At 74.1% G+C, this 21,227-nt stretch carries 22 protein-coding genes; 13 read left to right on the top strand and 9 right to left on the bottom strand.

What is annotated here, in order from left to right; translation table 11 throughout:
- Positions 1-41 precede the first annotated feature (41 nt).
- Positions 42-1,301, top strand: a complete 1,260-nt coding sequence (locus tag ACIOC0_RS26355; protein ID WP_402158032.1) for an MFS transporter — start codon at positions 42-44, stop codon at positions 1,299-1,301.
- Between the two features lie 9 nt (positions 1,302-1,310).
- Here the strand turns inward: ACIOC0_RS26355 and ACIOC0_RS26350 are convergent, their stop codons facing one another.
- Both ACIOC0_RS26350 and ACIOC0_RS26345 read right to left on the bottom strand, forming a co-directional pair.
- Entirely contained in the window at positions 1,311-1,709 is a 399-nt protein-coding gene (locus ACIOC0_RS26350) for a VOC family protein (RefSeq protein WP_402158031.1), read from the bottom strand.
- Between the two features lie 11 nt (positions 1,710-1,720).
- The gene (locus ACIOC0_RS26345) at positions 1,721-2,356 is read right to left on the bottom strand and encodes a TIGR03085 family metal-binding protein (RefSeq protein WP_402158029.1); all 636 of its coding nucleotides are present in this window, start codon (positions 2,354-2,356) and stop codon (positions 1,721-1,723) included.
- 130 nt (positions 2,357-2,486) lie between these two features.
- Between ACIOC0_RS26345 and hisI the strand changes: the two genes are divergently transcribed.
- The 11 genes from hisI (at position 2,487) to lgt (ending at position 11,572) form a co-directional block, all read left to right on the top strand.
- Positions 2,487-2,879, top strand: a complete 393-nt coding sequence (gene hisI, locus ACIOC0_RS26340) for a phosphoribosyl-AMP cyclohydrolase (RefSeq protein ID WP_402158028.1) — start codon at positions 2,487-2,489, stop codon at positions 2,877-2,879.
- An 11-nt stretch (positions 2,880-2,890) separates the two neighbouring features.
- A complete protein-coding gene (locus ACIOC0_RS26335) occupies positions 2,891-4,369 on the top strand; it encodes an anthranilate synthase component I (protein ID WP_402158026.1) in 1,479 nt (492 codons plus the stop codon).
- 94 nt (positions 4,370-4,463) lie between these two features.
- Positions 4,464-5,117: a TIGR02234 family membrane protein gene (locus ACIOC0_RS26330; RefSeq protein WP_402158025.1), complete on the top strand. Its 654-nt coding sequence runs from the start codon at positions 4,464-4,466 to the stop codon at positions 5,115-5,117.
- 158 nt (positions 5,118-5,275) lie between these two features.
- Positions 5,276-5,527: an HGxxPAAW family protein gene (locus tag ACIOC0_RS26325; RefSeq protein WP_130437258.1), complete on the top strand. Its 252-nt coding sequence runs from the start codon at positions 5,276-5,278 to the stop codon at positions 5,525-5,527.
- Positions 5,528-5,659: 132 nt separating this feature from the next.
- Entirely contained in the window at positions 5,660-6,133 is a 474-nt protein-coding gene (locus ACIOC0_RS26320) for a DUF2752 domain-containing protein (RefSeq protein WP_402158024.1), read from the top strand.
- A 139-nt stretch (positions 6,134-6,272) separates the two neighbouring features.
- Complete coding sequence (trpC, locus tag ACIOC0_RS26315) at positions 6,273-7,082, top strand: indole-3-glycerol phosphate synthase TrpC (protein ID WP_402158022.1); 810 nt, start codon at positions 6,273-6,275, stop codon at positions 7,080-7,082.
- Between the two features lie 22 nt (positions 7,083-7,104).
- Entirely contained in the window at positions 7,105-7,329 is a 225-nt protein-coding gene (gene trpM, locus ACIOC0_RS26310; protein ID WP_130437261.1) for a tryptophan biosynthesis modulator TrpM, read from the top strand.
- 76 nt (positions 7,330-7,405) lie between these two features.
- On the top strand, positions 7,406-8,689 hold the full coding sequence (gene trpB, locus ACIOC0_RS26305) for a tryptophan synthase subunit beta (protein ID WP_402158021.1): 1,284 nt from the start codon (positions 7,406-7,408) through the stop codon (positions 8,687-8,689).
- Positions 8,686-9,504: a tryptophan synthase subunit alpha gene (gene trpA, locus ACIOC0_RS26300; RefSeq protein WP_402158019.1), complete on the top strand. Its 819-nt coding sequence runs from the start codon at positions 8,686-8,688 to the stop codon at positions 9,502-9,504. The genes trpB and trpA overlap by 4 nt, the downstream gene beginning before the upstream one ends.
- A 101-nt stretch (positions 9,505-9,605) precedes the next feature.
- Positions 9,606-10,382: a DsbA family protein gene (locus ACIOC0_RS26295; RefSeq protein WP_402158018.1), complete on the top strand. Its 777-nt coding sequence runs from the start codon at positions 9,606-9,608 to the stop codon at positions 10,380-10,382.
- An 86-nt stretch (positions 10,383-10,468) separates the two neighbouring features.
- Complete coding sequence (gene lgt, locus ACIOC0_RS26290) at positions 10,469-11,572, top strand: prolipoprotein diacylglyceryl transferase (RefSeq protein ID WP_402158016.1); 1,104 nt, start codon at positions 10,469-10,471, stop codon at positions 11,570-11,572.
- 97 nt (positions 11,573-11,669) lie between these two features.
- On the opposite strand, the gene ACIOC0_RS26285 is transcribed toward lgt, so the two are convergent.
- The 7 genes from ACIOC0_RS26285 to ACIOC0_RS26255 form a co-directional block, all read right to left on the bottom strand.
- Positions 11,670-12,497 (bottom strand): HpcH/HpaI aldolase/citrate lyase family protein, encoded by an 828-nt coding sequence (locus ACIOC0_RS26285; protein ID WP_402158014.1) that lies wholly within the window; start codon positions 12,495-12,497, stop codon positions 11,670-11,672.
- Entirely contained in the window at positions 12,494-13,714 is a 1,221-nt protein-coding gene (locus tag ACIOC0_RS26280; protein WP_402158013.1) for a CaiB/BaiF CoA transferase family protein, read from the bottom strand. Before ACIOC0_RS26280 ends, ACIOC0_RS26285 begins: the two co-directional genes overlap by 4 nt.
- Positions 13,711-14,604: a ribokinase gene (gene rbsK / locus ACIOC0_RS26275; protein ID WP_402158011.1), complete on the bottom strand. Its 894-nt coding sequence runs from the start codon at positions 14,602-14,604 to the stop codon at positions 13,711-13,713. The genes ACIOC0_RS26280 and rbsK overlap by 4 nt, the downstream gene beginning before the upstream one ends.
- Positions 14,601-15,980 (bottom strand): ADP-ribosylglycohydrolase family protein, encoded by a 1,380-nt coding sequence (locus ACIOC0_RS26270; protein ID WP_402158010.1) that lies wholly within the window; start codon positions 15,978-15,980, stop codon positions 14,601-14,603. Before ACIOC0_RS26270 ends, rbsK begins: the two co-directional genes overlap by 4 nt.
- Positions 15,968-17,197 carry an ADP-ribosylglycohydrolase family protein gene (locus ACIOC0_RS26265; RefSeq protein ID WP_402158009.1) on the bottom strand — a complete coding sequence of 410 codons (1,230 nt, stop codon included), beginning with the start codon at positions 17,195-17,197 and terminating at the stop codon, positions 15,968-15,970. Before ACIOC0_RS26265 ends, ACIOC0_RS26270 begins: the two co-directional genes overlap by 13 nt.
- Before the next feature lie 8 nt (positions 17,198-17,205).
- Positions 17,206-18,471 carry an ADP-ribosylglycohydrolase family protein gene (locus ACIOC0_RS26260; protein ID WP_402158007.1) on the bottom strand — a complete coding sequence of 422 codons (1,266 nt, stop codon included), beginning with the start codon at positions 18,469-18,471 and terminating at the stop codon, positions 17,206-17,208.
- Between the two features lie 416 nt (positions 18,472-18,887).
- The gene (locus ACIOC0_RS26255) at positions 18,888-19,946 is read right to left on the bottom strand and encodes an ADP-ribosylglycohydrolase family protein (protein WP_402158005.1); all 1,059 of its coding nucleotides are present in this window, start codon (positions 19,944-19,946) and stop codon (positions 18,888-18,890) included.
- 261 nt (positions 19,947-20,207) lie between these two features.
- On the opposite strand from ACIOC0_RS26255, the gene ACIOC0_RS26250 reads away from it, so the two are divergent.
- Positions 20,208-20,939, top strand: coding sequence for a VIT1/CCC1 transporter family protein (locus tag ACIOC0_RS26250; RefSeq protein WP_402158003.1), 732 nt, complete (start codon positions 20,208-20,210; stop codon positions 20,937-20,939).
- The last annotated feature ends 288 nt before the right edge of the window (positions 20,940-21,227 follow it).

The following is a 21,227-nucleotide window of genomic DNA, read 5'->3' as shown; positions in this document are numbered from 1 at the left end:
GTCGACGAAGCCGTTTCCCTCGCGAGAAGAGAGGTCCCCTCGTGGCGTCCACGGTCACCGCTCGGGCCGAGCCGGTCGACGAACGGCCCGCTCATCGGGACGGCAACGTGTTGCGCTGGGTCGGCGCCTATACGGCCTCCATGGTCGGGGACGGGGTCTACTACCTCACTCTTTCCTGGGCGGCGGTGCAGCGGGGGACGCCCGCCGAGGCCGGGCTGGTGATGACGGTCAGTGCCGTGCCCCGGGCGCTGCTCCTGCTGGGCGGGGGAGTGATCGTCGACCGGCTGGGGCCGCGCAGGGTCGTCATCGGCAGCGACGCCCTGAGGTGCGCGGCCGTGCTCGCCGTCGCCGCGCTGTTGTTCCTCGCCAGCCCCGGGCTGTGGCTCCTCGCGCTGCTCGCCCTGGTGTTCGGGGCCGTCGACGCCTTGTTCCTGCCCGCCGTGGGGGCCCTGCCGGCGCGGCTCACCGGCAAGGGGCAGCTCGCCCGGGTACAGGGCATGCGCGGGCTCGCGGTCCGCGCCGCCAACGTCGTCGGCGCCCCGCTCGGCGGCCTCGCCGTCGCGGTGGGCGGGGCGGCGGCGGCGTTCGCCGTCGCGGGCCTGCTGATCGCCGTGTCGCTGCCGCTGCTGGTGACCCTCCGGGTCGCGAAGACGCCCCTGGACGAAGCGTCCGACGCCGGCGAACGACGCTCCACCGCCTGGCGCGACCTCGCGGGCGGCCTCGGGTACGTCCGCCGGCATCCCGTCCTCGCGCCCCTGATGCCGGCCATCGCCCTCGGCGACCTGGGGTTCGTCGGCCCCCTCAACGTGGGTCTCACGCTGCTCGCCGACGAACGCGGCTGGGGGGCCGCCGGCATGGGCTGGATCCTCGCCGCGTTCGGCGCCGGCGCGGGCGGGGTCTCCTTGCTGCTGACCGTGCGCGGACGTGTGCCCCGTGCCGGCCTGGTCGCGGGCGCCGCCATCATCGCGGGCTCGGTGGCCATCGCCGCCCTCGCCCGGGTACCGACCGTCGCCGGGGCCGTCGGGGCCGCGCTGGCGGTGGGACTGCTGGCGGGGCTCAGCGGCGCCCTGTGCGGGGCCCTGCTGCAGACTCAGTCCGACCCCGCCTTCCTCGGCCGCGTCACCGCCCTGTCCGGGCTGGTCAGCCTGGGCCTCGCCCCGCTGAGCATGCCGGTGTCCGCCGCCGCGGTCCAGGTCTGGGGCACCGGCCCGGTGTTCGCCGTCAGCGCGGCCGTCTGCGCGCTCGGCGGCGTCGTGGCTCTCGCCGTCCCCGCCCTGCGCCGCGCCGAACTCCCGGGCTGACCCGGACAGCTACTCCTTCGGCTGGGCCAGCTGCACGAAGTTGCCGACCGTGTCGTCCAGGACGGCCGAGATCACCGGTCCCTGCTCCCGCGGCGTCTGCGCGAACCGGACGCCGAGGCCGCGCAACCGCTCGTACTCCGCGTGGATGTCGTCCACGGAGAAGACGATGCAGGGCAGCTCCGCCGCCCGCAGCGCCGCCCGGTACGGCTCCGCGATGGGCCCCTGGCCCGGCTCCAGCAGCAGCTGGAGATCCGGCTGGGCCCCCTCGGGCGCGCCCACGGTGACGAACAGGGCGCCGCCGCCGAGGTCCACGTGCATACGGGTCTCGAACCCCAGCACGCGCGTGTAGAACGCGTGGGCCTCGGCGACGTCGTCGACGTACACGCTCGTCATGGCGACCTTGATCACGGCTCGTCCCCTCAGATCCCGAGCTGCTTGCCGCCCCGCAGCCTGGTGATCGCCTCGTGGTCGCCGACCAGGTCCACCTGGGCGGCGCCCTGTCGGCCGTACAGGAACAGCAGCAGCTCCGACGGCTCGCCGGTCGCCGTCACCACCGGCGTGCCGCGGTTGGCGACCGCCGTACGGCCGTCCGGGCGGCGCAGCACCAGCCCCGTCGGGGCCGAGCGGCCCGTCAGCCGGGCCGTGCGCTCCAGCCGCGACCACAGCGCGTCCTGGAACACCGGGTCGAGTTCGCGCGCCGACCAGTCCGGCTGCGCACGACGCACGTCCTCGGTGTGGACGTAGAACTCGACCGTGTTGGCCGCCTCGTCGACCGGCTTCAGCTGAAAGGGCGAGAACCGCGGCGGCCCGGTACGGATCAACTGGATCAGCTCCGCGTACGGCTTGGCGACGAACTCCTCCATCGTCCTGTCCAGCCGGGACGCCAGCTGTTTGATGAGCAGACCTCCGGCGGCGTCCGGCCGCCGCTCGCGCACCACCACGTGCGCGGCCAGGTCACGGGTCTGCCAGCCCTCGCACAGGGTCGGCGCGGTGGGACCCGCGGTTTCCAAGAGGTCGGCGAGAAGGAGCCGTTCACGCTTGGCGAAAGTCGACATGCCGTCAGCCTACGACCGTGCGGCGGGTCCGCCCACCCGTCACCCCGGCCGGGCGCCGGTCCGGGCGCCGCCGTGCCCATCCAGTGGACACCGGCCGGGGACTGTCACCGGCGCGCGGCACAATGGCCGCATGACCAGCACGCCCTCCCGCAGCAGCCTCGACCCGGAGATCGCCGCGCGCCTCAGGCGCAGCCCCGACGGGCTCGTTCCCGCCATCGCCCAGCAGTACGACACCGGTGAGGTGCTCATGCTCGGCTGGATGGACGACGAGGCGCTGCACCGCACTCTCACCACCGGCCGCTGCACCTACTGGTCCCGCAGCCGTCAGGAGTACTGGGTCAAGGGCGACACCTCCGGCCACGTCCAGTGGGTGAAGTCCGTCGCCCTCGACTGCGACGCCGACACCGTGCTGGTCCAGGTCGACCAGGTCGGCGCCGCCTGCCACACCGGCGACCGCACCTGCTTCGACGCCGACGTGCTCCTGCGGACCGCCGATTCCGGCGTCACCGCCCGGGATCAGTAAGGTCAGCCGCCATGGACCTCGAGACGTTCCGCAAGCTCGCCACCGACCGGCGGGTCATCCCGGTCACCCGCAAGCTCCTCGCCGACGGCGACACCCCCGTCGCGCTCTACCGCAAGCTCGCCGCCGAGCGCCCCGGGACCTTCCTGCTGGAGTCCGCGGAGAACGGCCGGTCCTGGTCCCGTTACTCCTTCGTCGGCGTGCGGTCCGCCGCGACCCTCACCGCCCGCGACGGCCAGGCGCACTGGCTCGGCGCGCCGCCCGTCGGCGTCCCCGTCGACGGCGACCCCCTCGCCGCCCTGCGCGCCACCATCGAGGCCCTGCACACCCCCCACCAGGAGGGCATGCCGCCCTTCACCGGCGGCATGGTCGGCTACCTCGGCTACGACATCGTCCGCCGCCTGGAGAAGATCGGCCCCGGCGAGCGCGACGACCTGAAGCTGCCCGAGCTGACCATGCTCCTCACCAGCGACCTGGCCGTCATGGACCACTGGGAGGGCTCGGTCCTGCTGATCGCCAACGCGATCAACCACAACGACCTCGACACCGGCGTGGACGAGGCGTACGCGGACGCGGTCGCCCGTCTGGACGCCATGGAGGCGGACCTCTCGCGCGCGGTGGCCCAGCCCCCCGCCGTCCTGCCGCCCTCCGAGCTCCCCGAGTACACCGCGCTGTGGGGCGGCCCCGACTTCCAGGTGGCCGTCGAGGACATCAAGGAGCGGATCCGGGCCGGTGAGGCCTTCCAGGTGGTCCCCTCCCAGCGCTTCGAGACGCCGTGCACGGCGAGCGCCCTGGACGTCTACCGCGTGCTGCGGGCCACCAACCCCTCCCCGTACATGTACCTGATCCGCCTCGACGGCTTCGACATCGTGGGCTCCAGCCCGGAAGCCCTGGTCAAGGTCGAGGACGGGCGGGCCATGGTCCACCCCATCGCCGGCACCCGGCACCGCGGGGCCACCCCGCAGGAGGACCAGGCCCTCGCCGACGAACTCCTCGCCGACCCCAAGGAGCGCGCCGAGCACCTCATGCTCGTCGACCTCGGCCGCAACGACCTCGGGCGGGTCTGCGAGCCCGGCTCGGTGGAGGTCGTCGACTTCATGTCCGTCGAGCGGTACTCCCACGTCATGCACATCGTCTCGACCGTCACCGGCAAGGTCGCGCCCGGCCGCACCGCCTTCGACGTCCTCACCGCCTGCTTCCCCGCCGGCACCCTCTCCGGCGCGCCCAAGCCCCGCGCCATGCAGATCATCGACGAACTGGAGCCCTCCCGGCGCGGCCTGTACGGCGGCTGCGTCGGCTACCTCGACTTCGCCGGCGACTCCGACACCGCCATCGCCATCCGCACCGCCCTGCTGCGCGACGGCACCGCCTACGTCCAGGCCGGCGCCGGGATCGTCGCCGACTCCGACCCGGTCGCCGAGGACCAGGAGTGCCGCAACAAGGCCGCCGCCGTCCTGCGCGCGGTGCACACCGCGAACCGGCTGGGCAAGTAGGCGCGGGGCAGGCGCGGGGGTAGGCGCTTTCCACGACGAGTGGGGTGCTTCTCACGCAACCCCGGGTGACGGAACGGGCGGGGTTCAGGCGATAGTGGGGTACGTGACTGCTGTTCCTCCCCCCCGATCCGATGCCGCCGCCCCCGCCCGGTCCGGCCGCCGGAGTCTCGCCCTCGCCCTGCTGTGCGGTGCGCTGGGCGCGGCCGTGGCCCTGCTCGCCACCCGGCAGCGCTGGTCGCAGGGCACGGTGACGGTGCCCGGCGGCGACTTCTCCCTGACCGCCCAGGGCAGCGACGTCACCGGCGTCCCCGCCGCGCTCGCGATAGTGGGCCTCGCCGCGCTCGTCGCCGTCTTCGCCGTCCGCAGGGCCGGCCGCTTCGCGGTCGCCGTCCTGCTCGCGCTCTCCGGCGCCGGGATCGTCGCCGCCGCCCTGATCGGCGCCTCCGACAGCTCCGCGCTCGACGAGAAGGCCGCCCAGGCCTCCGGCGACACCTCCGCCACCGTCGCCACCCTCACCCACACCGGCTGGCCCTACGCCGCCGCCGTGGGCGGCGCCCTGATCCTCCTGGCCGGACTGCTCGCCCTGCGCTACGGCAGCCTGTGGCCCGCCATGTCCGGCCGCTACGAGCGCGGCAGCGCCCCCCGGCCCCGCCGCAGGACCCCGGCCGCCGCCGACCCGGACCGGCCCGAGGAGATCTGGAAGGCACTGGACCGCGGCGAGGACCCCACCGGCACGGGCCCCGCCTGAGGCCGGCCGCCCCGCGGTCCCCGGTGTGGCGAATCAGACGCCCCGGGAACCGACCCCCGCATCCGCCACGCGCCCGCGTACGGGACAATGGACGGCGAGCCTCCGGCTCGGACACGTGCCACACGTGCGAACCACAGACAGCAACGAGGAGCAAAGTCATGGCGGGCAGCAGCCACGGACACACCCCGGCCGCCTGGACCGGTGTCACCATCGCCTTCATCGGTTTCTGCGTCGCGGGCGCGTTCATGGTGATGGCCCAGCCGCTGGGCTTCTGGGCCGGCATGGTGATCGTCGTCCTCGGCGGCGTCGTCGGCGCCGTGATGCGCGCGATGGGCCTCGGCCAGCCCAAGGAGGTCCACCCGGTGCACAAGGTCGCGGCCCGCCCCGCCCCGGCCACCGCCGAGAGCTGATCCGGGCCGCCGCAAGGACCTGTGAGCCGCGATGAGGGGCGGCCGGTGGACGACCGGCCGCCCCTCACGCGTGTGCGCGACCCGGGCGGCCGGGCCGTCCCTCACGCGCGCGTGCCGTCCGGGCGGGGCACAATGCCAGGCGTGACCGCCGACAGCCGCAGCGTGACACCGCCGCCCCCGCCGCTCCCCGCGACGCCCCCGGCCCGGGGGTCCGTCCTCGGCCGGCTGGCCGTGCCCGCCGCCCTCCTCGCGGCCGTCACCGCCGCCTTCGCCTACGTCGGGACCGTCGACCCCAACGAGCCCGGCCACTACCCGGTCTGCCCGCTCCTGCGGTTCACCGGCCTGTACTGCCCCGGCTGCGGCGGCCTGCGCGGCGCCCACGCCCTCGTGCACGGCGACCTCGTGACCGCCCTGCACGCCAACGCGCTCGCCGTGGCCGCCTACCCGCTCCTCGCCGTGCTGTGGGCCGTCTGGGTGGTCCGCGCGGCCCGCGGACGCCCCGTCCGCCTCGACCTCCGGCCGGCGCACCAGTGGGCGCTGGGCGCGGCGCTCGTGGCCTTCACGATTGTCCGGAACCTGCCCTTCGGCGGCTGGCTGCATCCGTGATCGCCGGGCGAAAGTCCAGGTGGTGGGGCCGCTGTCAAGCGGATGTGAGGCCTTCGGGTTCCTCCGGATACCATCGCAGTGGCCAAGGGGCTTCCACTGGTCGCCCGAACTGTCACCCGTCTGGAAGGGGGCCGCTCGCGTGAGTGTGCTCGACGAGATCATCGACGGAGTCCGTGCCGACCTCGCGGAGCGGCAGGCGCGCGTCAGCCTCGACGAGCTCAAGGAGCGCGCGGCGAAGGCTCCCGCCGCCAAGGACGGGGTCGCCGCGCTCAGGGGCGACGGCGTCAAGGTGATCTGCGAGGTCAAGCGCTCCAGCCCGTCCAAGGGCGCGCTGGCCGCGATCGCCGACCCGGCCGCACTGGCCGCCGACTACGAGGCGGGTGGCGCGGCCGTCATCTCCGTCCTCACCGAACAGCGCCGCTTCGGCGGCTCGCTGGGCGACCTGGAGGCGGTCCGCGCGCGCGTGGACATCCCCGTGCTGCGCAAGGACTTCATCGTCACCTCGTACCAGCTGTGGGAGGCCCGCGCCTACGGCGCCGACCTCGCGCTGCTGATCGTGGCCGCCCTCGACCAGTCGGCCCTGGAGTCGCTGATCGAGCGCGCCGTCTCCATCGGCCTCACCCCGCTCGTCGAGGTCCACGACGAGGACGAGGTCGAGCGCGCGGTGGACGCGGGCGCCAAGGTGATCGGCGTCAACGCGCGCAACCTGAAGACGCTTGAGGTCGACCGGGGCACCTTCGACCGGGTCGCCCCCGAGATCCCCGACCACATCGTCAAGGTCGCCGAGTCCGGCGTCCGCGGCCCGCACGACCTCATCGCGTACGCCAACGCCGGCGCCGACGCGGTCCTGGTCGGCGAGTCCCTCGTCACCGGCCGCGATCCCAGGACCGCGGTCGCCGACCTGGTCGCCGCGGGCGAGCACCCGGCACTGCGGCACGGCCGCGGCTGAGCTTTCGGTAGGCTGGCCGGCGATGACTCCCACCATGACGACCGTGGACCGGTACGCCCGCCTCGCGCGCGGCTGCCGTCCCCGAGGCTGCCGCGCGCCCGCCCGCCGGGTGCACGGCCGCAGGGTCAGGTACGTCATCGGAGACGAACCGGGACAGGTGAACGGCCGTCGATGGCAGCGCCCCTTCAGGGGCGCGGGGCGACATCCGATGTGCGGCTACCGCCGCGCGGGCGCGACCAGCCACTGACGGCCTGACGTCGTCGGACAACCCCCGCCCCCACGGCGAACAGTGTCTTTCCACGCACTCACCGTGAGGTATCCGCATGCCCAGCGAGTTCTTCGTTCCCGACCCCGAGGGTCGGGTCCCCACCGCCGAAGGCTACTTCGGCGACTTCGGCGGCAAGTTCATCCCGGAGGCCCTCGTCGCCGCCGTGGACGAGGTCGCCGTCGAGTACGACAAGGCCAAGGTCGATCCCGAGTTCGCCCGCGAACTCGACGACCTGCTCGTCCACTACACCGGCCGCCCCAGCGCCCTCACCGAGGTGCCCCGGTTCGCCGAACACGCCGGTGGCGCACGGGTCTTCCTGAAGCGGGAAGACCTCAACCACACCGGCTCGCACAAGATCAACAACGTGCTCGGCCAGGCCCTGCTCACCAAGCGCATGGGCAAGACCCGCGTGATCGCCGAGACCGGCGCGGGACAGCACGGCGTCGCCACGGCGACCGCCTGCGCGCTGTTCGGCCTGGACTGCACCATCTACATGGGCGAGATCGACACCCGGCGCCAGGCTCTCAACGTGGCCCGGATGCGCATGCTGGGCGCCGAGGTCGTCGCGGTGAAGTCCGGCAGCCGCACCCTCAAGGACGCCATCAACGAGGCCTTCCGGGACTGGGTCGCCAACGTCGACCGCACCCACTACCTGTTCGGCACCGTGGCCGGCCCGCACCCCTTCCCGGCCATGGTCCGCGACTTCCACCGCGTCATCGGCGTCGAGGCCCGCCGCCAGCTCCTCGAACGCGCCGGACGCCTCCCCGACGCGGCCATCGCCTGCGTCGGCGGCGGCTCCAACGCCATCGGCCTCTTCCACGCCTTCATCCCCGACACCGGCGTACGCCTCATCGGCTGCGAGCCCGCCGGACACGGCGTGGAGACCGGCGAGCACGCGGCCACCCTCACCGCGGGCGAGCCCGGCATCCTCCACGGCTCCCGCTCCTACGTCCTTCAGGACGACGAGGGCCAGATCACCGAGCCGTACTCCATCTCCGCCGGACTGGACTACCCGGGCATCGGCCCCGAGCACTCCTACCTCAAGGACTCCGGCCGCGGCGAGTACCGGGCGGTCACCGACGACGCCGCCATGCAGGCGCTGCGCCTGCTGTCGCGCACCGAGGGCATCATCCCGGCCATCGAGAGCGCCCACGCTCTGGCCGGCGCCCTGGAGGTCGGCAAGGAGCTGGGCCCGGACGGGCTGATCGTCGTCAATCTCTCCGGCCGCGGCGACAAGGACATGGACACCGCCGCCCGCTACTTCGGCCTGTACGACATCGACGCGGAGGTCGCCGACGACGCCTCCGGCACCGCCGAGATCGAGGGGGACGCCAAGTGAGCGGCAACATCCACCTGTTGACGGACACCCTCGCCGCCGCCAAGGCCGAGGGCCGCTCCGCCCTCATCGCCTACCTCCCGGCCGGGTTCCCGACCGTGGACGGCGGCATCGAGGCGATCAAGGCCGTCTTCGACGGCGGCGCCGACGTCGTCGAGGTCGGTCTGCCGCACAGCGACCCCGTCCTGGACGGCCCGGTCATCCAGACCGCCGACGACATCGCCCTGCGCGGCGGCGTCAGGATCGCCGACGTGATGCGCACGGTCCGCGAGGCCCACGCGGCCACCGGCAAGCCGGTGCTCGTCATGACGTACTGGAACCCCATCGACCGCTACGGCGTCGAGCGGTTCACCGCCGAGCTCGCCGAGGCGGGCGGGGCCGGGGCGATCCTGCCCGACCTGCCCGTGCAGGAGGCGGCGCTGTGGCGGGAGCACGCCGAGAAGCACGGCCTGGCGACGGTCTTCGTCGTGGCGCCCAGCAGCAAGGACGAGCGGCTCGCGCAGATCACCGCGGCGGGCAGCGGCTTCGTCTACGCGGCCTCGCTGATGGGCGTCACCGGCACCCGTGAGTCGGTCGGCGCGCAGGCCCAGGACCTCGTCGAACGCACCCGGGCCACCGGCAGCGGCCTGCCCGTCTGCGTCGGCCTCGGCGTCTCCGACGCGGCACAGGCCCGCGAGGTCGCCGGCTTCGCCGACGGGGTGATCGTCGGCTCGGCCTTCGTCAAGCGGATGCTGGACGCCCCGGACGACGCGGCCGGCGTCGAAGCGGTGCGCGCGCTCGCCGGTGACCTGGCCAAGGGCGTGCGCGGCCAGGCGTGACGTAGGGGCATCCGCAACAGAAAACGCCTCGTTCGCTCACTCGAACGGGTGGACATGGGGCCGGGGAGGCGCGCAGCGCCTCCCCGGTTCGTTTCCGGGGTGTGAGCGAGAAGAATCGTGAAGGGAAGCGCACCGCCAGGGAGCGGCTGGCGGTCGAGCGTGAGAAGCAGAAGGCCGGGGAGCGGCGGCGCCGGACGTTGATCGTCACCGCGAGCGTGGTGTGCGTGCTGGGCCTGGCGGCGGTCATCGGCGTGGTCGCGGCGAACGCCGGCAAGGACGACGGCCGGGACAGCGCGGGCCCGGTCGTGGCGCCCTCGGGCGCCCAGGGCAAGGACGCCCTGGCGATCCCGGTCGGCCCGGACGACGCCAAGGCCACGCTCACCGTGTGGGAGGACTTCCGCTGCCCCGCCTGCAAGGGCTTCGAGAACAACTACCGCTCGACGGTCCACGAACTGACCGAGGCCGGCAAGCTCAAGGCGGAGTACCACCTCGTCACCCTCATCGACGGCAACATGGGCGGCACCGGCTCCAGGAACGCCGCCAACGCCGCCGCCTGCGCCCAGGACGCCGGGAAGTTCCCCGCCTACCACGACGTGCTGTTCCGCAACCAGCCGCCCGAGACCGACGACGCCTACGCCGACAACAGCGAGCTGATCAAGCTGGCCGGCAAGGTCGACGGCCTCGACACGCCCGCGTTCCGCGCCTGCGTCGAGGACGGCAAGCACAACAGCTGGGTCGTGAAGTCCAACGAGGCCTTCCAGAAGGGCGGCTTCGGCGGCACCCCCACCGTGCTGTTCAACGGCAAGAACATCTACGCGGACCGGTCGATGACGCCCGCGAAGCTCAAGAAGATGGTGGAGGAGGCGGACCAGGGCTGAGGCGGTGCTCCCGCCCCGCCTGTTACGCAGCCGTAGCCGGGCTGGCTGCCGTGCGCCCGGCCCGGCACGGTAGCGTCGACCCTGCCATGGAACTTGCCTACATTCCCAGCCCGTCGCGCGGAGTGCTGTACCTCGGCCCCGTCCCGCTGCGCGGCTACGCGTTCTGCATCATCATCGGCGTCTTCGTCGCGGTCTGGCTCGGCAACAGGCGCTGGATCGCCCGGGGCGGGCGGGCCGGCACGGTGGCCGACATCGCGGTCTGGGCCGTGCCCTTCGGCCTGGTCGGCGGCCGGCTCTACCACGTGATCACGGACTACGAGCTGTACTTCAGCGAGGGCCGTGACTGGGTGGACGCCTTCAAGATCTGGGAGGGCGGCCTCGGAATCTGGGGCGCGATCGCGCTCGGCGCGGTGGGCGCGTGGATCGGCTGCCGCAGCCGGGGCGTCCCGCTGCCCGCCTACGCCGACGCCATCGCGCCCGGCATCGCCCTCGCCCAGGCCATCGGCCGCTGGGGCAACTGGTTCAACCAGGAGCTCTACGGGCGCGAGACGGACCTGCCGTGGGCCCTGCACATCACCTCCGCCGCGGACGGCCGGGTGCCGGGGTACTACCACCCGACGTTCCTGTACGAGTCGCTGTGGTGCGTCGGCGTCGCCCTCCTCGTCATCTGGGCCGACCGCCGCTTCAAGCTCGGCCACGGACGGGCGTTCGCGCTGTACGTCGCCGCGTACTGCGTGGGCCGCTTCTGGATCGAGTACATGCGCGTCGACGACGCCCACCACATCCTCGGTCTGCGGCTCAACAACTGGACCGCGATGATCGTTTTCCTGCTCGCGGTGGTCTACCTCGTGGTGTCGGCGAAGAAGCGGCCGGGCCGCGAGGAGATCGTGGAGCCCGAGGCCGCCTCCGACGGTGAGACGGCCGGGGACGGCGAGGCCGAGAAGGAAGAGGACGGACCGCGCCCGGACAAGGCCGAGAAGGCGGACAAGACAGAGAAGGCCGACAAGGTCGCTTCTTCTGACTCTTCCGGCGAGGCGAAGGAGCTGAAGTCCGGGACCGGGGCCAAGACCGACGCCAAGACGAAGACCGGGTCCGACGCCAGGGCTGAGACCGAAGCCGAAGCGGAAGCCGAGGCCAAGGACAAGGCCGGCACCGGAACTGAGGCCGAGTCCGCCGGCAAGAAGAGCTGACAGCCGCTCGGCCCGCTGAACAGGGCCTGCTGACGCGGTACGACGGTGAGGGCGCCCGGGGTCTCCGGGCGCCCTCACCGCGTGTCGGGGCCGGGGTTCAGCCGCTGCGGGCCAGGGACAGCGTGCGCTGGGCCGCAGCCACCACCGCCGCGTCGATGAAGCGGCCGTCCGGGAGGGCCTGCGCCCCCTGTTCGGTCGCCGCCGCCTTCACGATCGTCTCCGCCTCCTCGAGCTCCCGCTGCGTCGGCAGATAGGCCCGCTCGATGATCGGCAGCTGACGGGGGTGGATCGCGGCGCGGCCCAGGAAGCCCAGGGTGCGGCCACGGGCGCAGGAGGCCGCCAGGCCCTCCAGGTCACGGGTGTCGGGGTGGACGGACTGCGGCGGCGGGGGCAGACCGGCGGCCCGGGCGGCGACGATCACACGGGAGCGGCACCAGTCGAGCCCCGCGTCCTCCCGTACGCCCAGGTCGGCCCGTAGATCCGCCTCGCCCAGCGCGATGCCGCGCAGGGCCGGGTGGGCGCAGGCCACGGCGTGGGCGTGTTCGATGCCGAGAGCCGTCTCCACCAAGGCGAACAGCGGGGGCGCGCCGCCGCCCGAGGGGGCGGTCGCCTCCGCGATCCGGGTGATCTGCCCCGGCGAGGTCACCTTCGGCAGCCGCAGCCCCGAGACTCCGGGCAGTCCCGCCACCGCCGCGAGGTCGGCCGGGGCCAGCGGGCCGTCCAGGCCGTTGATCCGGACGTGGACCGGGACCGGCGGCGTGTCCGCAAGGAGTTCGGCGGTCGCCGCGCGGGCGTACTCCTTGCGGTCCGGGGCGACCGCGTCCTCCAGGTCGATCACGACGACGTCCGCGCCGCAGCCGAGGGCCTTGGCGACCACGTGCGGGCGGTCCCCGGGGGCGTAGAGCCAGGTGAGCGGGAAGGTCACAGGGCGCCCTCCGCGCGCAGGGAGGCCAGGTCGGCGGGGGTGAGGCCGGCCTCGGCGAGGACGGTCTCGGTGTCCGCGCCGTGCGGTCGGCCGGCCCAGCGGATCGAGCCGGGCGTCGAGGAGAGCCGGAAGAGGACGTTCTGCATCCGGATCGGGCCCAGTTCGGGGTCATCGACGGTGGTGAGCGTGTCCAGGGCCTGGTACTGCGGGTCCGTCATCACGTCCCGGACGTCCTGGACCGGGGCGACGGCCGCCTCCGCCTTCTCGAAGGCGGCCAGGACGTCGGTGACCGTGTTCGACGCGATCCAGCGGCCGACCGCCTCGTCGAGGACGTCGGCGTGGGCGGCCCGGCCGGCACCCGTGGTGAACCACGGCTCGTCGATCAGGTCGGGGCGGCCGACCAGCCGCATGACACGCTCGGCGACCGACTGCGCCGACGTCGACACGGCGACCCAACCGCCGTCCGCCGCGCGGTAGGTGTTGCGCGGGGCGTTGTTGGCGGACCGGTTGCCGGTGCGCTCCTGCACGTAGCCCAGCTGGTCGTACCAGAGGGGCTGGGGGCCGAGGACGGTCAGGATCGGCTCGATGATCGCCATGTCGACGACCTGCCCCTCGCCGGTGCGGTCGCGGGCGGCGAGGGCCGTCATCACCGCGTACGCCGTCGCCAGGGCCGCGATGGAGTCGGCGAGGCCGAACGGCGGCAGGGTCGGCGGCGCGTCCGGTTCGCCGGTGATCGCGGCGAAGCCGCTCATCGCCTCGGCGAGGGTGCCGAAGCCGGGGCGGTGGGCGTAGGGGCCGAACTGGCCGAAGGCGGTGACCCGGGTGAGGATCAGCCGGGGGTTGACGGCCGACAGCTCCTCCCAGCCGAGGTCCCACTTCTCCAGGGTCCCAGGACGGAAGTTCTCGATGATCACGTCCGCGGTGGCGGCGAGGCGCAGCAGGGCGGCCCGGCCGCCCTGCCGGGACAGGTTCAGCGTGATCGCGCGTTTGTTGCGGCCGAGGAGCTTCCACCACAGCCCGACGCCGTCCTTGGCCGGGCCGTGCCCCCGGGAGGGGTCGGGCTTGTCCGGGTGCTCCACCTTGACGACCTCGGCGCCGAAGTCGCCGAGCATGGTGGCCGCGAGGGGGCCGGCGAAGAGGGTGGCCAGGTCCAGGACGCGCAGACCGTGCAGCGGGGCGGGCACCGGGGACGCGGTGGCCGTCCGGGTCCCGGTCATGAGGCGTGCTGCTTGTCGATCTCGGATCGGTACGGCATCGACGCCGACGCTCCCCATCGCTGGACCGACAGCGCCGCCGCGGCCGCCGCCCACGTGAGCGCCTCCCGCACGGGACGCTCCTCGCCGAGGGCCACGGCGAGGGCGCCGACGAAGGTGTCGCCCGCGCCGGTGGTGTCCACGGCGGTGACGTGGGGTGCGGGGACGGTCAGCGGTTCGGCGCCGCGGGTCGCGTACAGGCAGCCGGACGCGCCGAGGGTGACGACGACCTCCGGGACGCTGTCCAGAAGGGCGAGGGCGGCCTCACGCGGGTCGATACGGCCGGTGAGGATGGTGGCTTCGTGCTCGTTGGGCACCAACAGGTCGGTGGTGTCGAGAAGTTCGGGGGGCAGGTGCTGGGCGGGGGCGGGCGTGAGGACGGTCCGCACGCCGTGGTCGCGGGCCGCCTGCGCGCCGGCCACGACAGCCGCGAGGGGGACCTCCAGCTGGAGCAGCAGTGCGTCGGCGGAGGCGATGAGGGCCTCGTCGCCGGGCACGAGGTGGTCGACGGTGCCGTTCGCGCCGGGGACGACGACGATCGCGTTGCCGCCTTCGTCGTCGACGACGATGTGCGCGGTGCCGGAGGGGCCCTCCACCGTACGCAGGTGGTCGGTGTCGACGCCGGAGTGCTCCAGGGTGGAGCGCAGTCGGGAGCCGAAGGCGTCGTTGCCGACCGCGCCGATCATCGAGACGTTGGCGCCCGCGTGGGCTGCGGCGATCGCCTGGTTGGCGCCCTTGCCGCCGGGGACCGTGCGGAACTCCCGCCCGGTGACGGTCTCCCCGCGCTGCGGGGGCTTCGCGACGTAGGCGACGAGGTCCATGTTGGTGCTGCCGAGCACGACGATGTCGGTCATGGGCGTGCGACCTCCCGGTGGGTGAGGTGGGCGAGGGTGTCGAAGCCGGCGCCGTCGAAGCCGCCGACCGAGGTGGCGAGGCGGTTCTTCAGGGGCGCCGTCCAGCGGTCGGGGAGGGCGGCGGGGGCGCCGGCGAGGAGCGCGGCGACCGAGCCGGCGGTGGCCCCGTTGGAGTCGGTGTCCCAGCCGCCCGCGACCGCACGGGTGATGGATCCGGTGAAGTCCCCGTCGGCGTGGGTGAGGGCGGCGGCGATCAGGGCGGTGTTGGGGACGGCGTGGACCCAGTGGTGGGTCGCGCCGTACACGGTGTGGAGTTCGTCCACGACGGTGTCGAAGTCGTCGTGGGACCGGGCGAGCCGGACGGCGTGGGTGACGGCGCGGGCCAGCCGGGAGCGGGGCGGTACGACGGTGAGGCCGGCGGCGAGGCAGGCGTGGACGTCGTGCGCGCCGGTCGCGGCGGTGGCGATGGCGGCGGCCGTGAACATGGCCGCGTAGACGCCGTTGGCGGTGTGGGTGAGGGTGGCGTCGCGGTGCGCCTGTTCCGCCGCGGCGGCCGGGTCGCCGGGGTTGGTCCAGCCGTGCATGTCGGCGCGGATGAGGGCGCCGATCCACTCGCGGAAGGGGTTGCGGTGGTCGGCGGTGCGCGGGGGTTCGACGCCGCAGAGCAGGTTGCGGTAGGCGAGGCGTTCGGCGGTGAAGGCGCGGCCGGCGGGGAGTTCGTCCAGCCAGAGCCGGGCGACGTCGGCGGTGGTGAAGCCGTGGCCGTGGCGTTGCAGCAGGAGCAGGTTGAGCAGGGGGTAGTCGAGGTCGTCGTCCTCGGGCATGCCGTCGATGTTCTCGGCGAGGGACGTGGCGGCCGAGCGGCGGTTCCAGGGGTGCGCGGCGAGCAGGTCGGCCGGGACGCCCCGGGCGGTGAAGTACCCGTTCAGCGGCCAGTTCCCGGTGGACCTCGCGAGGGCGCGGATGCCGTCCAGGGGCAGCTTCTCCACCGGTTTGCCGAGGAGGCAGCCGACGGCCCGGCCGAGCCAGGCGGCTTCCAGGGCGGCGGGCGTGACGGCCGGGGCGGGGGCCGCGGTGGCCGGGCGGGGCCAGTGCGGGCAGAGGCGCCGGACGCCGTCCAGGTCGGTGGGCTCGTCCTCCGCCGTGGCGGCGGGCAGGTCGGCCAGTTCGTCCAGGAGGTCCTCCGCGAGCAGCCGGAGGTAGGGGGAGGCGGGCTCGGGAGAGGCGCCGGCCCGGGCCGGGGGGTCCCAGCCGCCGGCCCTCTTCCAGCGGGCCGCGACGGCGGCGACGGCCGAGGCGTTGCGGCCGTCCTGGGCGGCCTGCCGGAGCTCGTGGCCGAGGAGGTCCTCCGGCTGGGTCCAGGTCAGTCGGAGCATCGCGTGCCTCCGAGGGCGGCGAAGGCGCTCTCGTGGGCCCGGCGGGCGCGGACGTCACGGGCGAAGACCTCCCGGGCGACCTCGGTGAGCGTGCGGGCCGGCTCCCACAGGTCCAGCCGGCTCGCCTCCGCGACCCGCTTGGACCACTCGTCCGGGACGGGGGAGCCCAGGGCGCCGGCCATCGCGCCGGCCATGGTCGCGATCGAGTCGCAGTCGCGGCCGTAGTTCACCGCGCCCAGGACGGCGTGCCGGTAGTCGCCACCGGCCACCACCAGCATGCCCAGCGCCACGGGGAGTTCCTCGATCGCGCGCACACGTGAGGGACGGCGGGCGTCCGGAGCCGGGGACCTGTAGTCGGGGCCCACGGTGTCGTAGGGGGCGACGGCCGCACGCAGCGGGGCCAGGGCGGACTCGAAGTCGGTGTACCGGGCCGCCGTCTCGCACACCTTCTCGATCGCCGTCCGGGTGCCGTCCTTCGCCAGGGCCAGACACGCCGTCACCACCGAGTCCGGCGTCCCCCCCGGAGCCGAGGCCGCCGCGACCGCCGCCGCGAGGACGCCGGCCGCCTCCCTGCCGTACGACGACTGGTGGGCGCCCGCGAGATCGATCGCCTCGGCGTACGCGGCCGCCGGGTTCGCGGCGTTGACCAGGCCGACGGGGGCCGTGTACATCGCCGCCCCGCAGTTGACGATGTTGCCGACGCCCGCCTCGCGGGGATCGACGTGTCCGTAGTGCAGCCGTGCCACCAGCCACTTCTCCGCCAGGAAGATCCGGTGCAGCGGGAGCGTCTCCGCCTCCAGCTCCGGGATCCAGCGCGGGTTCGTCATCAGGTCGGGCACCAGGTGGTCGGCGAGCGCGTACGCGTCGAGGTGGTCGCGGACCGTGGTGTAGACGCGGACCAGCGCGTGCGTCATCAACGTGTCGTCGGTGACGTGCCCGTCGCCCTTGTGGTACGGGGCGACGGGGCGGGCCGTGCGCCAGTCGGCGCCGTGCCACGGGCCGACGACGCCGTGGACGCGGCCGCCGTGCCGCTGGAGGATCTGGTCGGGGGAGTATCCCTCGACGGGACCGCCGAGGGCGTCGCCGACGGCCGCGCCGACGAGGGCGCCGGCGACGCGCTCCTCCAGCGCCGGGCCGGGACCGCGGGGCCCGCCGGCGGGTGTTTCGGGCAGCGCTTCGGGTGGTGTGCGGGGTGTTCTCCGATTTTCGGGGGTCATGGCCCGAATCATCCCTCCGGTGGGGCCGGTCGCGTGGTTTCCAGGAGCCCGGCGAGTTCCACGAGGTCGGTGTCGGTGAGGCGGGGGAGCGCACAGCCGGAGAGGGTGCGGCAGGCCGCGCGCCAGGAGTCGGGGATCGCGGCGGCGCCGCCCAGCGCGCCGGTGAGCGCGCCCGCGAGGGCGGGGGCGGAGTCCGCCACCCGCGACAGACAGGCCGCCGCCGGCACCGCCTCGGCGATCCGGCCGTCGGCGGCGAGAGTGAGGGCCAGGGCGACCGGGACGGTCTCGGCGGCCGCGACGCCGTAGCTGTACACGTGGTCGACGATCTGGTGTTCCAGCAAAGGCACCAGCGCGAAGGCGCTCTCCGCGCGGTGCGCGAGCTCCAGCGCGTGGCGGGCGTTGCGGCCGATCTCCGTCTCCTCGGGCAGCTCGGCGAGGGCGGCCGTCACGCACTCCCGCGTCCGCGCGCCGGCCAGGGCGAGCGCGAGCGCCGCCGCCATCGCCCGGGCGCCGTGCACGCCGTCGCCGTCCTGGGTGTAGCGGGCGTCGAACTCGGCGAGGTCGGCGGCCCGTCGCGGGTCGCCGGGGTGGGCCACGGCGAGCACGCACGCGCGTACGCAGGCGGCGTCGTCGAAGTAGTGCGGGTTGTCGTGCCCGGTCGCGGGCGGGCGCAGACCGGTGGCCAGGTTGCCCAGCCCGGCCCGTACGGAGATGCGGGCGCGCAGGGGCAGTACGGCCGACTCGGTCTCCGGGGCGCGTTCGGCCGCGGCGGCGACCTCGGCGGCGAGGGCGTTCCAGGTGAGGTCGATGGCGGCGCGCATCCGGCGGTCCCGGCTGAGGTCGCCCAGAGCGGTGTCGTCGCCGGCGCGCAGGACGGCCTCAGCGGCGAAGGCCGCCCATTCGGCGTCGTCGGAGGGGCCGAGGCGGAGGGGTTCGGGGGACTGGTTGAGGGCGATGGGGACGGGGAGCGTGGTCGTCGCGTTCTGCTCGGCGAAGATGTCGAGCTCGCGGGTGAGGCGGCGGGTCCACTCCGGCATGCGGGCGGCTCGGTGGCGGGCGGCGGGCCATCCGGCGGCGTCGCCTGCGGCTAGGCCCAGCAGGAGGCCCTCGGTGCGGGGTGCCTGACCGCGGGCTGGCGGCTTTCCGGCCTCCGCTTCGCCTTCGGCCGGGCGGTGTTTTCCACCCGCACCGCCCGTGCGGCTTTCGTCGCCGGGTGCGGGTGGCCCCTGTGGGGCGCCCCCACCGTCGGCGACCGCGCGACCGTGGAGCTGCACCGGGGGCGCGGGGCTGTTCGGTCGTGCCGGGGGTGCGGCTTCGTCCGGCGGTGCGAGGGGTGCGGTTTCGTCCGGTCGTGCCTGGGGTGCGGGTTCGTTCGGCTGGGCGAGGGGTGGGGGGCTGTTCGGCGGTGCTGTGAGTGCGGCGTCGACAGACTGCGCCGCGTGTGCGGCGTGGCCCGGCGGTGCCGCGAGCGTGGCGTCGTCCGGCGGTGCTCCGGATGCGGCCCTCTCCGGCGGTGCCCCGGGTGTGGCCTTCTCCGGCGGTCCTCCGGGTGTGGTCTTCTCCGGTGGTGTCCCGGGTGTGGCGTCCTCTGGCGGTGTCCCGGGTGTGGCCTTCTCCGGTGGTGGCGCGGTTGTGGGTTCGGTGGGGTGTGTCGCCGGTGGGGTGGTTTCGGTCCAGGGGGCCGGTGGGGTCATGAGAGGGCCTCCGCCTCGTGGGGGGCGGGGGTGGAGCCGGTGGTGTCCCATCGGCGGTCCTCGTCGGGGATCAGCAGTTCCGCCACGTCCAGGATGTGGTGGCCCGCCATGGAGGGCAGGCACGTGCCGCGCGCCGGGCCGATGGGGGCCGCCCACTCCAGCGGGATCGCCGAGACACCCTGGGTCGCCCCCGCCAGCGCGCCCGCCACCGCAGCCGTGGTGTCGGCGTCGCGGCCCATGTTCACGGCCGTCAGCACGGCGTCCCGGAAGTCGCCGTCCGCCGCCGCGTACGCGCCGAAGGCGAGCGCCACGGCCTCGGGGGCCAGGTCGGTCCACGGATAGCCGCCGATCACGACGGCCGAGCGGACCGCCCGTTCGCCGCGATGGGCGACCGTGACCGCGCGGCGCAGGGAGCGGGCCGTCCAGGAGTCCTCGGGGATGACGGCCAGCGCGGCGGCGACGACGGCGACCGGGGAGGCGCCCGCCATCGCCGCCGCGACGCCCGCCGCGACCGCCTGCCCGCCGTGGATGCCCTCGCCGTCATGGCTGACCGAGCCGTCGACGGCGACGAGCCGGGCCGCCTCGGCGGGGCGGCCGGCGGCGAAGACGCCGAAAGGCGCCGCGCGCATGGCGAGGCCGTCGCTCCAGGCGTGCCGGTGCTGGGCGGAGACGGGCGCGGCCAGCCCGCGGCGCAGGTTCTCCAGGGTGCCGCGCTCGCTGAAGCCCGCCCCGCGGAAGGGCCCCTCGGCGCGACCTGCGATCCACTGGTGCCAGGCCGCCTCCACATGCGCCGGGGTGAGCGCCGAGCCGTGCCGGGCCAACAGCAGCCCCGAGAAGATCGCGTACTCGGTGTCGTCCGTGCCGGCCGGCTTCTCGGCGACGTACCCCGTGACGCGGCCCCAGCGGGCGCGGATCTGCGAGGGCCTCATGTTCTCGGCCGGTGCTCCGAGGGCGTCTCCGACGGCGAGGCCGAGCAGCGCGCCGCGGGCCCGTTCGCGCAGTCCGACGGCGTCCCCCGGCGCCGTCACCGAGGTGATGCAGGCGGTCGATGCCATACGGGGCCTCTCCTGAGGGGGCTGCGCACGGGCGCGGAGCCCTTTGCGGATGTGTCCCACCGTCGGCGGTTGACCTGAGCCTGCGCGGCCGCCATGTCACCCGGTCGACAGCGAGTCGTTCAGGTGAGCGAAACCGGAGAAAGCGCAGGTTAAGGCAGCCTCTCCTTGCTGGCGGGCGGGGAATCGCGGCCGTAGGGTGGACGTTGTCAAAGGGTAGAAGAAGTCCAAAGTTAGCTTAGGCTCAGTTAATGGGGGAGTCCCGTGGCCATCATCGAGACGGAAGCCGCGCTGCACGAAGCGCACCGTGACAACCACACCCACCGCGACGTGAACGGAGGCTGGCTGCGTCCCGCCGTCTTCGGTGCGATGGACGGCCTGGTCTCCAACCTCGCCCTGATGACCGGCGTCGCCGGCGGGTCGGTCGGCCGCGCGGGCATCGTGCTCACCGGGCTCGCCGGACTCGCGGCCGGCGCGTTCTCCATGGCCGCCGGCGAGTACACCTCCGTCGCCTCGCAGCGCGAGCTCGTCGAGGCCGAGCTCGACGTCGAACGCCGGGAGCTGCACAAGCACCCCGAGGACGAGGAGGCGGAGCTCGCCGCGCTGTACGAGGCACGGGGCGTCGAGGCCTCCCTCGCCCGGCAGGTCGCCCGGCAGCTGTCGCGCGATCCCGAACAGGCCCTGGAGATACACGCCCGCGAGGAGCTGGGCATCGATCCCGGCGACCTGCCCTCGCCGGCGGTCGCCGCCGTGTCGAGCTTCGGCGCCTTCGCGCTCGGCGCGCTGCTGCCCGTCCTGCCGTATCTGCTCGGGGCGAGCGCCCTGTGGCCCGCCGTGCTGCTCGCGCTGGTCGGGCTCTTCCTGTGCGGTGCGGTCGTGGCCAGGGTGACGGCGCGCAGCTGGTGGTACAGCGGCCTGCGCCAGCTCGCCCTCGGCGGAGCGGCCGCCGGTGTGACGTACGCCCTGGGCAGCCTGTTCGGAACCGCCGTAGGATGACGCGGATGCTACCTATGCGAGGGACCGCATAAGTAGCCGTTACTCGCTGGTTTCGACCGCATGACCACCGGGCATGAGCCGTAAGCGCTGTGGGCAATGACGCCTGCCGCGCACTCGCGGGATGAGCGACATCGCTCCTTCCGCCTCCACCGCCGATGGACACCGATCCGATCGATCCCCGTCCGCGTCGGCACCCACATACTTCGAGCCGTGCCGCGACACTCCTCCGCACCCCCACGGTGTCCGCATGTTGGAACGGAGTATCCGCTTCCCGAGAACCGCTCCATC

The organism is Streptomyces sp. NPDC088254 (genome assembly GCF_044740925.1).
GTDB lineage: Bacteria > Actinomycetota > Actinomycetes > Streptomycetales > Streptomycetaceae > Streptomyces.
This window is presented reverse-complemented; position numbering and strand designations above follow the sequence as displayed.

Coding starts and splice junctions, on each gene's coding strand:
- ACIOC0_RS26345 (WP_402158029.1), bottom strand. CDS start 2,356: ATGTCGACTTTCGCCAAGCGTGAACGGCTCCTTCTCGCCGACCTCTTG.
- hisI (WP_402158028.1), top strand. CDS start 2,487: ATGACCAGCACGCCCTCCCGCAGCAGCCTCGACCCGGAGATCGCCGCG.
- ACIOC0_RS26335 (WP_402158026.1), top strand. CDS start 2,891: ATGGACCTCGAGACGTTCCGCAAGCTCGCCACCGACCGGCGGGTCATC.
- ACIOC0_RS26325 (WP_130437258.1), top strand. CDS start 5,276: ATGGCGGGCAGCAGCCACGGACACACCCCGGCCGCCTGGACCGGTGTC.
- ACIOC0_RS26320 (WP_402158024.1), top strand. CDS start 5,660: ATGCCAGGCGTGACCGCCGACAGCCGCAGCGTGACACCGCCGCCCCCG.
- trpM (WP_130437261.1), top strand. CDS start 7,105: ATGACTCCCACCATGACGACCGTGGACCGGTACGCCCGCCTCGCGCGC.
- trpB (WP_402158021.1), top strand. CDS start 7,406: ATGCCCAGCGAGTTCTTCGTTCCCGACCCCGAGGGTCGGGTCCCCACC.
- lgt (WP_402158016.1), top strand. CDS start 10,469: ATGGAACTTGCCTACATTCCCAGCCCGTCGCGCGGAGTGCTGTACCTC.
- ACIOC0_RS26280 (WP_402158013.1), bottom strand. CDS start 13,714: ATGACCGGGACCCGGACGGCCACCGCGTCCCCGGTGCCCGCCCCGCTG.
- rbsK (WP_402158011.1), bottom strand. CDS start 14,604: ATGACCGACATCGTCGTGCTCGGCAGCACCAACATGGACCTCGTCGCC.
- ACIOC0_RS26270 (WP_402158010.1), bottom strand. CDS start 15,980: ATGCTCCGACTGACCTGGACCCAGCCGGAGGACCTCCTCGGCCACGAG.
- ACIOC0_RS26265 (WP_402158009.1), bottom strand. CDS start 17,197: ATGACCCCCGAAAATCGGAGAACACCCCGCACACCACCCGAAGCGCTG.
- ACIOC0_RS26255 (WP_402158005.1), bottom strand. CDS start 19,946: ATGGCATCGACCGCCTGCATCACCTCGGTGACGGCGCCGGGGGACGCC.